Source organism: Trinickia sp. NRRL B-1857 (assembly GCF_050470685.1).
Classification (GTDB): Bacteria; Pseudomonadota; Gammaproteobacteria; order Burkholderiales; family Burkholderiaceae; genus Trinickia.
In genome coordinates this window covers 2708797-2721353 of record NZ_JBFLUK010000011.1, presented here as the reverse complement: position 1 = coordinate 2721353, position 12557 = coordinate 2708797, and the positions used below count along the sequence as shown (strand labels likewise).

10 protein-coding genes and 3 pseudogenes are annotated in these 12557 nt (G+C 61.7%); 5 read left to right on the top strand and 8 right to left on the bottom strand.

Annotated elements, in window-relative coordinates; translation table 11 throughout:
* Positions 1–70 precede the first annotated feature (70 nt).
* Both AB1286_RS32485 and AB1286_RS32480 read right to left on the bottom strand, forming a co-directional pair.
* Positions 71–669: pseudogene (locus AB1286_RS32485) on the bottom strand (NADPH-dependent F420 reductase).
* A gap of 22 nt (positions 670–691) precedes the next feature.
* Positions 692–857 (bottom strand): annotated as a pseudogene (locus tag AB1286_RS32480) (oxidoreductase); the annotation flags it as partial.
* Between the two features lie 104 nt (positions 858–961).
* Between AB1286_RS32480 and AB1286_RS32475 the strand changes: the two are divergent.
* The 5 genes and pseudogenes from AB1286_RS32475 (at position 962) to AB1286_RS32455 (ending at position 5540) form a co-directional block, all read left to right on the top strand.
* A pseudogene (locus AB1286_RS32475) lies at positions 962–1943 on the top strand (LysR family transcriptional regulator).
* 28 nt (positions 1944–1971) lie between these two features.
* Positions 1972–2355 carry an ATP-dependent protease gene (locus tag AB1286_RS32470; RefSeq protein ID WP_430365204.1) on the top strand — a complete coding sequence of 128 codons (384 nt, stop codon included), beginning with the start codon at positions 1972–1974 and terminating at the stop codon, positions 2353–2355.
* Positions 2356–2637: 282 nt separating this feature from the next.
* Positions 2638–3381, top strand: a complete 744-nt coding sequence (locus AB1286_RS32465; protein ID WP_430365203.1) for an acetoacetate decarboxylase — start codon at positions 2638–2640, stop codon at positions 3379–3381.
* Between the two features lie 66 nt (positions 3382–3447).
* Positions 3448–4230: a 3-hydroxybutyrate dehydrogenase gene (locus tag AB1286_RS32460; protein ID WP_430365202.1), complete on the top strand. Its 783-nt coding sequence runs from the start codon at positions 3448–3450 to the stop codon at positions 4228–4230.
* A gap of 59 nt (positions 4231–4289) precedes the next feature.
* Entirely contained in the window at positions 4290–5540 is a 1251-nt protein-coding gene (locus tag AB1286_RS32455) for a DUF3734 domain-containing protein (protein WP_430365201.1), read from the top strand.
* On the opposite strand, the gene AB1286_RS32450 is transcribed toward AB1286_RS32455, so the two are convergent.
* From AB1286_RS32450 to AB1286_RS32425, 6 genes are all read right to left on the bottom strand, one after another.
* Positions 5531–6262, bottom strand: a complete 732-nt coding sequence (locus AB1286_RS32450; protein ID WP_430365200.1) for a response regulator transcription factor — start codon at positions 6260–6262, stop codon at positions 5531–5533. The genes AB1286_RS32455 and AB1286_RS32450 overlap by 10 nt on opposite strands.
* Positions 6263–6323: 61 nt before the next feature.
* Complete coding sequence (locus tag AB1286_RS32445; protein ID WP_430365199.1) at positions 6324–7346, bottom strand: LysR family transcriptional regulator; 1023 nt, start codon at positions 7344–7346, stop codon at positions 6324–6326.
* A gap of 26 nt (positions 7347–7372) precedes the next feature.
* Positions 7373–8107 (bottom strand): sensor histidine kinase, encoded by a 735-nt coding sequence (locus AB1286_RS32440; protein ID WP_430365198.1) that lies wholly within the window; start codon positions 8105–8107, stop codon positions 7373–7375.
* Entirely contained in the window at positions 8097–9347 is a 1251-nt protein-coding gene (locus tag AB1286_RS32435) for an HlyD family efflux transporter periplasmic adaptor subunit (protein WP_430365197.1), read from the bottom strand. Before AB1286_RS32435 ends, AB1286_RS32440 begins: the two co-directional genes overlap by 11 nt.
* Before the next feature lie 33 nt (positions 9348–9380).
* Positions 9381–10889 carry an efflux transporter outer membrane subunit gene (locus AB1286_RS32430; protein WP_430367270.1) on the bottom strand — a complete coding sequence of 503 codons (1509 nt, stop codon included), beginning with the start codon at positions 10887–10889 and terminating at the stop codon, positions 9381–9383.
* Positions 10890–10931: 42 nt separating this feature from the next.
* A complete protein-coding gene (locus AB1286_RS32425) occupies positions 10932–12488 on the bottom strand; it encodes a DHA2 family efflux MFS transporter permease subunit (RefSeq protein WP_430367389.1) in 1557 nt (518 codons plus the stop codon).
* Between the last annotated feature and the right edge of the window lie 69 nt (positions 12489–12557).

Sequence of the window (12557 nt, the reverse complement as noted above, 5' to 3'; positions counted from 1 at the left end):
GTTTCAGACGAAATCACGCCGCAGCAGCATTCGTCTGCCTGAGAGAGCGCGTTCAATCCCCTCCGCGGTGTCAATCAAACTTGATCAAAGTCCTTAAAGATCAGATGCCCCCAGCTATTTCCGCTTGCCTGCACAAGCAGTCCGCCTTCCGAGAGACCGCCAAGTTGGATCGCCGAAAAGCCGAGATTTTCCGCAAGTGCACCGACCTCGGCCGCGGCGTCGCCATCGTCGCTCGCCAAGAACACCACTCGCCTGCCACCGCTCACGGCCGGATCTTGCTCGAAGACGGCTGCGGGCAAATGATTGAAGCCTTAACCAGCCTCGCGCCGGCGAAAGCCCGTGCGACGACCTTGGCAGAAGATGGCTCCCCTAGTGCCTCAAGGGGCACGCCGTAGGCATTGGTCACATCGACGATGATCTTTCCCTGCCAGCTCGACAACGCCTTCGCGACGTCCGGGTGCGATTCGAAACGAACCGCCAAAAAGATGACGTCCGCCTTGACGCTTCCGCCAGTTTTTTGGGAACGATCGCGGGTCCGATCGCGGCCGCGGCGGATGCGAAGCTTTCGGGATCGCGCGTGGTTGCCACGGATACTTCGATACCGCTTCTCGCAAACGCCCTAGCGAGCGCTTGGCCGAACTTGCCGAACCCAATAATTGCGTAGCTCATAGATTCCTCTTTGGTTTTACCGCGCCCTGCTGGACTCGATTATCGAACGGAGCAGCCAGCCGAGCGCTTCCTGCCGGCGGCCGAAGATGAAAACGCGGGCCCCTTCCTCGATGAAGCGCTTTGCCGCGGCGCGCCGATACCCGTGGGCCACCGGTGATCACAGCGGTCTTTCCATTCAATCCGTTCATGTCGTGCACCCCTGGAACAAAAGCGATAGGTCCGATTCTGGCGCGCTTGATTCATGAAGCAATTGACTAAATATCTATAGCTGCCATCTACTTTTTCGATAGCCATGCTCGACAACGTCACCATCAATCAACTTCGGGCCTTCGTCGCCGTGTGCGACCAAGGGAGCTTCTCCGGGGCCAGCGCGAGAGCTCAAGCGCGCACAGTCGGCGATCAGTCATGCGATCAACGCACTCGAAAGTGCGTTCGATGTGGTGCTGTTCGAGCGCAACGCGCGCAAGGCGACGCTCACGCCTGCGGGCCGCAGCCTCCTGCCCGATGCTCGTGGAGTGATTTCGCGTACCGAAGAAATGAAGATGCGCGCGGTGTCGATTGCGGAAGCCGGGGTACCGCAGGTCTCGATTGCGGTGGACACTTACTTTCCGCGCGCGCATCTAATCGACTGTCTACGTACCGTGCAGGCGGACTTTCCAACGGCTGCAATCAATCTGCGCATGACGACCATGCAGGGTGGCGAGCGTCTGGTTATCGAAGGCACGTGCGCATTGGCGGTGACGATCATGGACGTGCCGGAGCTGAACCCTGGCACCATGGAAAGACTGCATCTATGTGAAGCACGAATGGTGACGGTCTGTGCACCATCGCACCCGTTGGCCGCCATCGCAGGGCCGATTTCGAAAGAGGAATTCGGCCGGCACATCCAGCTCGTCGTAACCGACAACCAGTCCGATGCAGAGAAGACGCAGCAGGGGGTCGCCAGTGAACGTCAATGGCGGGTCAACGATCTCGGCGCGAAGCACGATCTGCTCAGGGGTGGCTTATGCTGGGGGCACATGCCGCAACATATGGTCGAGCAAGACCTCGCAAATGGCGCACTCGTCGAGCTTCGACGGCGCGCATGGCATATGCGTGCTCTCACGTTCATGATTTCACAGCGGCGCGGGTACTCGTTTTCCGAATGCGAAACGCGGCTGGTCGAGCTCCTCGCCGATCCCCAGCGCTTGCCGAAGAAAACCGGCCAGCGCTCTGTCTCGCGCAAAGGCAAAAAAGCGGCCGGCATCCCCGCCCACGCACGGCCTATGCGATGATGCGCCACGATCAGCAAGAGGTAAGAGAATGACTATCCAATTCGATGAGGCAACGACGGCGGCGATCGCCGCGTTTGCGCAACTAGACTTCGATACGGCAATGCAGGCGATGCGCGCCGAGGCCGACTACGACCACGAACGGGACCAATGGATCTCGCGCTACATCGACGAGTATGGCGGCGGCGCGGACGATGCGGAATACGACGCCTTGCACGCGCAAGCCCAAGAAACCCCGGAATATGCGCAGTTCCTCGATTCGGTTCGCAAGGAGATATTGCAATACTTCGGCGTGGACGAAGACCAGCTGGACTGCGTGGTTCTGCTGCGCAATATCGATAGCGATGAGCTGTGGGCGGAGGTCAACCGGCTACGGAGCGAGCTCGGAACCGGTGAAGTGAGCGGAGATCTCTGATCGTCGCTTAGCGTGACGTCGTCCATGACGAACACGTTGTCGTAAATCGCAACTCGTTTATCTTTTCCGAGTTTGCCGCCAGACAGGGGCTCATTCGAAGTATGTTGAGCCCCCTCGAGCAATGAACTCCGGCTAGAGCGTCGCACGAACGGATACGTCCGCTGATACCTTCGTGTGATGGAGCCTCGCCGCTCGAACCTCCAGAATGCGCTAACCGTGATCGATAGCCGTCACCCCGACGGCGCATCGCACCACGCTTTCGCCCGAGGAGGCTTGCGCACCATGGACGTTCAAACTATCCGCGACTTGGCTTTTGCCACACCGCTAAGTCGGCCGGCATATCCGATGGGACCGTACCGCTTCATTCAACGCGAGTTCCTCGTCATCTCTTATCGCACCGATCCGGAACTGCTGCGCGCCGTCGTGCCGGAGCCGTTGGAGATAGCCGAACCGCTCGTGCATTACGAATTCATTCGGATGCCGGACTCCACCGGCTTTGGAAACTACTCCGAATCCGGCCAAGTCATTCCGGTAACGTACGAAGGGCGGCGCGGCAATTACACCCATGCGATGTTTCTCGACGATCATCCGCCGCTGGCCGCCGGGCGCGAACTCTGGGGCTTCCCGAAAAAGCTCGCAAACCCTCGCTTAGCAGTCGAGACCGACACCCTCGTGGGGACGCTCGATTACGGTCCGGTCCGCGTAGCAACGGGCACGATGGGCTACAAACACCAAACGATCGACAGCGATCAGGTTCGCGACGCCCTCGCGAACACCCCGAATTTCCTGCTCAAGATCCTGCCTCATGTCGACGGCTCCGCCCGCGTCTGCGAGTTGGTCTGTTATTTCCTCAAAGACGTCCAGGTGAAAGGGGCATGGACGGGCCCGGCTGCGCTCTCGCTCTTCCCACACGCGTTAGCGCCGGTCGCCTCGCTGCCGGTCCTCGAGGTCGTCGGCGCAAAGCACTACGTCGCGGACCTCACGCTCGGGCTGGGCGAAGTCGTCTACGACTATCTGCGGCGCTAACGAACCCAACGCATGATGCCTGGCACGCACAACGCCTGCCCGGCCCGACATTCAATGGAGAACGCCATGAAACTTCAAGGTAAAACCGCCGTCGTGACAGGTGCCGCCAGCGGCATCGGCAAAGCCATCGCCGAACTATTGGCGAGCGAGGGCGCAACGGTCGCCATCGCCGATCTCAACGAGGACGCGGCAAACACCGTCGCGCACGCGATCAGAGCCAAGGGTGGTCATGCCATCGGCCTTGCCATGGACGTGGCCGATGAGACCGCAGTCGAGCGCGCAATCGAATCCGTCGCCGAGCGCTTCGGCGGCATCGACATCCTCGTGTCGAACGCGGGCATCCAAATCGTCAATCCGGTACATGAATACAGCTTCGCCGATTGGAAACGCATGCAAGCGATTCACTTGGACGGCGCATTCCTGACCACGCGTGCGGCGCTCAAACATATGTACCGCGACAAGCGCGGCGGCACGATCATCTATATGGGCTCGGTCCATTCCCATGAGGCATCGCCGCTCAAATGCGCGTATGTCACGGCCAAACACGGACTGCTCGGCCTTGCACGCGTCGTGGCCAAGGAAGGCGGCGAGCACAACGTGCGCTCCCATGTGATTTGCCCCGGCTTCGTCCGCACGCCGCTGGTCGACAAACAAATCCCCGAGCAGGCGCGCGAACTCGGCATCAGCGAAGAGGAAGTGATACGCCGCGTCATGCTGGGCGGCACGGTAGATGGCGTATTCACCACGGTCGACGACGTCGCACAGACCGCGCTCTTCTTGTGCGCCTATCCCTCGAATGCGCTAACAGGCCAATCGTTCGTCGTCAGCCACGGCTGGTACATGCAGTAAGTGCGTGGTCGATGCTCGCGGCGGGCGCACGAACGCTGCGAGCATTCTCATGCGAATCGATGAGGGAGTTTCACATGTTCCAGGACAAGCAAGGGTTGCAAGGATCGTCCGGGCCCGCGAAGGCAACGGCACGATCGACGTCAACCATCGAGATCGACCGCGACTACGCCGTCACTGCGCTCGTACTCCAAGGCGGCGGCGCACTCGGCTCCTATCAGGCCGGCGTCTACCAAGGGCTGGCCGAAGCCGGCATCCGGCCGAATTGGGTCGCGGGCATTTCCATCGGCGCGCTCAATGCCGCGATCATCGCCGGCAACGCACCCGAACATCGCGTGTCCAAATTGCGCGAGTTCTGGGTCCACATTTGCCGCCAGCCCTGGCTGCCCAGCCTCTTGCCGTACGAGATGATCGCCGAGACCGCGCAGCACTGGCCCGACCCGCTGCGAATTTGGTTTGACGGCATCGAAGCAGCCCGTGCGTTGTTCGAGGGGCAGCGTGGGTTCTTCTCTCCCCGCTTCTGGTCGCCAGGATCGATGCACTCTGCCACGCCTCACAGCGCAAGCTACTACGATACGACGCCCTTGAAGTCCACGCTCGAGCGCTTTGCCGATTTCGATCGGATCAACCGCCACCAAGAGATGCGCGTATCGGTCGGCGCCGTGAACGTGCGCACCGGCAATTTCGTCTACTTCGACAACACCAAAACGATCTTGCGCGCGGAGCATTTCATGGCCTCCGGAGCCTTGCCGCCGGGCTTTCCCGCCGTGGAGATCGACGGCGAATTCTATTGGGACGGCGGACTCGTTTCCAATACGCCGCTTTCCGCAATTCTGAAGGCGCAGCCTAGACGCAATTCGCTGATCTTTCAGGTCGACTTATGGAGCGCTCGCGGCGGCGTGCCCGACAACCTCCTCGGCGTCGCCACGCGTCAAAAGGATGTGCAGTATTCCAGCCGCACCCGCTTCATCACAGACTACATGAGCGAACAGCAAAACTTCCGCGTCATGTTGAACGAGGTCATGGCCCTCGTGCCGCCGGAAAATCGCCAGCACGAAGCCTATCTGCGTGCGGCCGAACGTGCGTGCAACGCACGTCGAAATGTCGTTCAATTGATCTATCGCGACAAGTCGTTCGAGGGCAGCGCGAAGGATTTTCAGTTCGGCCCGCTGACCATGAACGAGCATTGGGGCAGTGGACTCGATGACATCCGCGAAACGCTGGCACATCCCGAATGGCTGGCGATGCCGACGCAAGACAACCCGTTCGTCACGCACGACATCCATCGCCAGCGCGATACCGCTCACCCGTAACTTGTCGCCATGGATTGCGGCGCCGCGTCGATAAGATAGCGCGGCGCCGGTGCCGAACTGGCCCGATCGTGCCGCGCCGTGCGGTCGATGTCGATCGACATCTTGACGAGATCGGCGAACGTACGAGCCGACATCTTGCGCATCACTCTGCCGCGATGAACTTTGACCGTCACTTCGCTGATACCGATTTCGCCGGCGATCTGCTTGTTCATGAGCCCGGAAACCGCCAACATCATGACCTCGCGTTCGCGGTCGGTGAGCGTCGCATAGCGCCCACGCAAGTCATCGCCGCACCTTGCCGCCCGGCGCGTCTTCCGATCCACGGCAATCGCTTGCGCGACCGCATCGAGTAGGGCCTGGTCGCGAAACGGCTTCGTCAAAAAGTCCACCGCGCCGGCCTTCATCGCCTGCACCGTCATTTCGATATCGCCGTAGCCCGTGATGAAGACGATCGGCAGGTCGATGTCGCGCCGTTTCAACGCTTGCTGAACGTCGAGCCCGTTGGCGCCGCGCAGCCGAACATCGAGCACGAGGCAACTCGGCTCCTCGCCGATTTCGATCGACAGGAAAGTCTCCGCCGACGAAAAAGACGTTGTGCGCATGCCCACCGAATGCAGCAAATCGACGAGCGCGTCGTTCATGTCCGGATCGTCGTCGAGAACATAGACCAAAGGTTCGAGACACTCGCGTCCTCGACGCGGCATCGATGTGATTACGCTCACAATATGCTCCGGTGTCAACGTTCGGCAGCTTGCATCGTTCGTCTTCGGCGCGGGCGCCGGCTCATGCTGCGCACTTGCCCGCATAGCCATTGAATTCGGTCAAACAATTGAGATCGAGTGCGCGAATCCGCTCGGTCATGAAGTCGATAAAAACGCGAATGCGCGCCGGCAGATGCTGCCTCGTGAGGTAGCAAATGTAATGACCGCGATCGTCGGGTGCATACCGCGCCATGACGACGACAAGCTCGCCCGCAGCAATATGGCTGCAAATCTGATAGCCCGCCATCTGTGCGATGCCCTGCCCCCTCAGTACCGCTTGCAAAACCAAATCGGCATCGTTGAACGCAATACGCGCCTCGGGCAGAAACTTGCGTACGCACCCGTCGACCTTGAACTCCCATTCGAATGTCTTGCCGCCAGCGACGCGAAGGTTGATGCACTCGTGCAGACATAAATCGTCCAATGTGCCCGGCAGGCCGTGCGCGTCGATATAGGAAGGGGAAGCACAGAGTGCCATCTGCATCGGAATCAGTTGCTTGGCCACGATGCTCGAATCCTCGATGCGGCCATTGCGAAACGCTACGTCGATCCGGTCCGTTGCGAAATCGGCGGGGCGCTCGTCGAGCACAAGATCGACGACGATGTCCGGATAGACTTTCATAAAGGCATCGAGCAGCGGTGCAACGATCTTCCTACCGAATGCGACCGGCGATCCGATACGCAGCAAGCCGCTGGGCGGTCCATGCCGAAGCTCCAGCATATCGTTCATGGCTTCCACGATATGCGTCACGCCCTGATGACAGTTGTGGAAAAACCGTTGACCCTCGCGCGTCAGTTGCGTGGTGCGCGTGGTGCGCTGAAACAGCCGCGTACTGAGCTGCATTTCCAGCTTCTGCACGCTCCGGCTCACGGCCGACCGGCCGATCCCGAGGCGCTCTCCCGCTTTTGCAAAACTGCCCTCGGTGGCGACGGCCATAAACGCCATGATCCCCGCGTAGCTCGCCGAGAAGCTCGTAGACAGCCCGTCGGGCCGGCACGGCGGACAAAGGCGAATGCTATGTTCCGACAACTGCGATTGGTTCATTTGTGCCCCTCCGATAAGGCATCCCATCAGCGCTCGCTCGCCCCCACGCCACATGTCCCGAGACGCGGCACGCGCACCACGAACCGCGCGCCGCCCTCGGGCGGGCTCACAGCCTCGAGACTCCCGGCATGCTCCGTGACGATGCGGCGGCAAATCGCCAATCCCATCCCCGTTCCCCCTTCTTTTGTCGTATAGAACGCATCGAACAAGTGCGGCACGGCATGCGTCGCGATACCGCGCCCCGTATCGCTGACGGCAATCACCGCATTGCGCCCCTCGACGGACAGGGCTACGGTAAGCCGCCGCGTCGCCACCGAGTTCTCGACCATTGCCTCGATCGCGTTCACGATCAAGTTGACGATCAACTGTTGCAGCGCGACGCGTGCGGCCATCACCTGAACATCGCCGTCGACGAGCTCGAGCGCTACATCGATCCCGTTGTGTCGAAGCTCATCCTCGAGCCATCGCACCGAGTCGGACAGCAACGCGTTCAGCGAAAGCGGCAGCTTTGGTCCGGCCGTCGGAGACGCCAGCTTCCTAAGCGCCGAGAGCGTAGCGCTCGCACGTTGCACGTCTTCGACCAACCGTTCCAGCGAAGCAATGGCCGCTGCCACATCGGGCGGGTCGCGGCGCAGCCATCGCAAGGCCGACTGTCCCCGCGTCAATGCCGATCCGACCGGTTGCAGCGCGTCATGCACGATGAACGCAACCGCTCGCCCGAGCATAGCCAGCCGATCCGTATGCACCGGATCACGCGCCATGATGGGCGGCCTCGTTTTGCCGAACGATTCTCGCGATTTCGACATCGGCCTGCGCGCCGTACTGCTCGAACACATCTGTGCGATAGCTCGTGTTGGAAGCCGCGCCGAGCTGCGTTCCGGAATCGTCGTGCGTATCGGCATCGACCTGCATCGACAAGCCGATCCGAAGGGGATGCGCTGCCAGCTCGCTCGGATCGATCCGGATGCGAACCGGCAGCCGCTGGACGACCTTGATCCAATTACCCGTGGCGTTCTGCGCCGGCAGCGTGGCGAATGCACTGCCCGTGCCCGCCGAAAATCCCTCGATCCGGCCGTGATACGTGACACTCGATCCGTAGACGTCCGCCGTCAGCGTCACCGGTTGTCCGATACGCATCCGTTTGAGCTGGACCTCTTTGAAATTGGCATCGACCCACACACCGTCAAGCGGCACGATCGCCATCAACGGTGTCCCTGGGGCGACGCGCTGGCCGACTTGCACCGAACGCCGCGCCACATAACCCGTCACCGGCGCCGGCAGCGTATCGCGCGCGTACGCCAAATAAGCATCCCTGACTTTGGCTGCCGCCGCCTGCACATCGGGATGCGTCTCGACCGTCGTACGGGCCGTCAGCGCTCGATTGGCCTCGGCTTGGCGGCGTGCCGCATCCAATGCGGCTCGCGCGGCGTTGACCGTGTCGCGAGCATGGGCGATGTCTTCGGCCGACACCGCGCCGGTGGATGCGACCGCCTGCCGGCGGCGCAGATCGTCGACGGCACGCGCGAGATCGGACTCGCGCTGCGCCACATTCGCCGCATAGAAGTCGTTGTTCACGTACAAGCTGCTGACGCGCCGCACGGTTTCGCCCAGTGCGGCCTTCGCGTTCGCCAGCGCGATCTCCGAATCCGCCGGATCGAGCGCGACGACCGCCTGGCCTGCCTTTACGATTTGCGTGTCATCCGCATCGACAGCCACCACCGTCCCGGATACTTGCGGGGTCAGTTGAACCAGGTTGCCGCTGACATAGGCGTCGTCGGTCGATTCGTAAAAGCGCGCATAGCTGTAGTAGTAGGCCCCGTAGACCGCGCCGGCCGCCGCCACGACAAGCGCAAGCAAAACGAGCATGTGCTTGCGGCGGCTCGAAGGCGTCGGTCCCGCGCCGCCGGCCGCTGGCCGCGCCTCGTCCCCGCCTGCGCGCCTCACGCGGTCGTCGCCGATCGAATCCGCGCGTTCGCGATCGGACGTGATGGTATCGCTCATTTCAACTCTCCTGGCTGGTGTGCGAACTGCGGCTCAATGCGCAGCGGCAATATGGGCGCCTCGGCCGTCGGCATCGAGGGAATGCAGCGCTTGTGCGGAGGTGTCGACATAGCCTCCCCCGAGCGCTGCGGCGAGCGCGATCTGCTGATCGCGGCGGCTCATCTTCAGATTGACGACGGCCTGATCGGCATTCAATGCGACGACGTCGGCATTGAGCACCGTCAATTGATTGGTAAGTCCAGCCTTGTATTGCGTCAGTGCCAATTGGTCGGCCCCGCGAGCGGCCTGCTGCGCCGATTGCGCATCGACGAGTTGCGCGTCGCTCGACCGAATGTCTCCAAGCTGCGTCGCGATGTCCGAAAGCGCCGTGACCAGTGTTTGGTTGTAAGCGGCAACCGCGTAGTCGAACGCCGCATAGCGGCCCTTCAGTTGTGCGCGCAACGCACCGGCGTCGAAAATCGGCAGATGGATCGCCGGTCCGGCGGATGCCGTGCGGCTAGCCGCAGTAAGAAAGCGGCCGAATCCGAATGCATCGAAGCCGATCGCGGCGCTCAGATTGATATCCGGATAAAACTCCGCTTTGGCTTCCTTCACCTCGTGCATCGTCGCGTCTACACGCCAGCGGGCGGCTACGATATCGGGCCGTCGGCTAATGAGATCGGCAGGCAAATTGTCGGGCAGCTTCACGTCGTCGCCGGCGCTCAGCGCCGGCCGCTCGATCGAGAGGCCGCGATCGGGCCCTGCCCCGATGAGCGCCGCCAATTGATAACGCGTCGTGGTAATACTGCCGTCCAATGCCGTGACGGCGGCGCGGCTCGTCGCCAAGTTCGCCAATGCGCTCTTGCGTTCCACTTCGGTATCGAGGCCTATGGCGACCCGGCCCGCGGTAACGGTATCGATCTGCTTCCGGCGTTCGACCTCCTGCGCGGCTACGTCGCGCAGCGCGAACAGGCGAGCGAGCCGGTTGTAAGTGCGCGCGATTGCCGTTTCGAGCGTGAGCTTGGCGAATTGCGCATCGGCGTCGCTCGCTTGCGCTTGCGACAGCGCCGCGTTCATCGCTTCGCGATTCTTGCCCCACAGATCGAGATCGAACGACGCCGACAGTAGGCCCCGATTCTCAGTCTGCCAGTTGCCGGCGAACGGCGGCGGAATCATCGCCGAAGCGCTGTACTGCTCGCGGGTCAGCGAGTAATTCGCATCGACGCGCGGCAGGGTATTCGCCCGCGCCGTTTCGCCATAGGCTTGCGCCTGCCTCACCCGCGCCATGGCTTGTTCGATCGTGGGGCTCGCCTTCAACGCCTCGTCGATCAGCGTTTTGAGCTGGGCGTCGCCGAACTGCTCGACCCAATCGGCGGCCGGCCAGCGGCCCTGCTCGGCCGGCAGACTCAGTGCGGTCTCGAACTGCCTCGGCTCGGCGATCCGCTTGTCGCTATGAATACCCGCATAGTTGGCGCAAGCCGGCAATATCGCCGCGACGAGCGCCGGGATAACCCATTTCGAGGCGTGAGCGTTGACGCCAAGGCAAGAATTGCGCGGTTTCATTTTTGCACCGTCCAGTCAATGAGTTGAACTGAGCACGCCGGCTCAGTGGCCACCCGCACCGGCTGCGCCGGCGGCGCCGCCCTTGGCCGGTCGCGTCAGCCAAATCAGCGGGATGATCAAAATGAAGATCACGGCGGATAGCCAAAAGATGTCGTTCAGACCCAGCATCGCCGCTTGGGTGTTGAGCGAATATTCGAAGACGGCGCGCGCTTTGTCGGCGCTCGCATCGAGCGTGCTCTGCAACGCCGCGATTGCACTCGTGAAGGTCGGATTGTTGATGCTCGTCTGCTCGACGAGCCGCTCGTGGTGCAGGATCGTTCGGTTGTTCCAGCCCGTACTGAGCAGAGACGTCCCTACCGCGCCGGCGAAGATGCGCGCAAAGTTCGACAGCCCGGCCGCCGACGGAATCCGCTCGGGCGGCAGCCCGGACAGAATGATCGCGGTAAGCGGCGTGAAGAAAAGCGCCGTCGGGATCCCTTGCAACAGCGTCGGCAAAACGAGCGTATAAGTATCGACGCCCGTCGTGTAATGCGAACGCATGAGGAAGACGCCGGCGAACCCGACGAACGCCAACGTCGCCAACACACGCATGTCCGAACGCGGCATGATCTTGCCCATCAAAGGCGCAAGCACGACGGAAAAGATTCCGAGCGGCGCCGTGACGAGCCCCGCGTCCACCGAGCGGTAGCCTAGATAGCCCTGAATCCATTGCGGCAGCACGACGAGGTTCGCGAAGAACAGGGCGAAGGCGACCGAAATGGCCACGGTGCCGCCGGCGAAATTACGCCCGGCGAACAGCCGCAAATCGACGACGGGCTTTTCCTCCGTGAGCTCCCAAATCAAGAAGAACACGAAGCCTACCGCTGCCACGATAGTGAGCAGCCAGATCACGGGCGAGTTGAACCAGTCGAGGTCCTTACCCTTGTCGAGCATGATTTGCAGCGACGCCACCCAGACGATCAAGGAAATCAGCCCGATCTTGTCGATCGGCAGCTTGCGCGCCGGCGTCTCGCGTTCTCGATAAATCATCCAGATCGCGCCGGCGGCAAACAAGCCCACGGGAACGTTGATATAGAAGATCCACGACCAGCTATACCGATCGGTGATCCATCCGCCCAGCGCGGGCCCCGCGATCGGCCCAACCGTTGCCGTCATGGCCCAGAGCGACAGCGCGCTCGAACTCTTGTCTTTGGGAAACGACGCCAGCAGCAGCGCTTGCGAAAGCGGCACCAGCGGCCCCGCCACTGCGCCCTGCACCACGCGGGCCGCAAGCAGCACCAAGAGATTCGGCGCGAGCCCGCATGCCGCCGACGACAAGACGAACAGAAGAATCGCCCCGACGAACAGCTTCACTTGACCGACCCGTTGCGTGAGCCATCCCGTTAGGGGAATCGATACGGCATTAGACGCGGCAAAGAGTGTAATGACCCACGTACCCTCATCCACGGACACGCCCAGATTGCCCGAAAGCGTCGGAATGGCAACATTCGCAATCGACGAATCGAGCACGTTCATGAAAGTGGCGAGTGCAACTGCAAACGTGCCGATACCAAATCGGATGCCGGTCAACGGTGCAGCGGCGACTGCCTTGGATTCCATGTTCATGTTTCATCCTTTAGGAGTCTTAACTAATCGGCTACTGTTGCTTCGATCGGCCGATCGATTCGC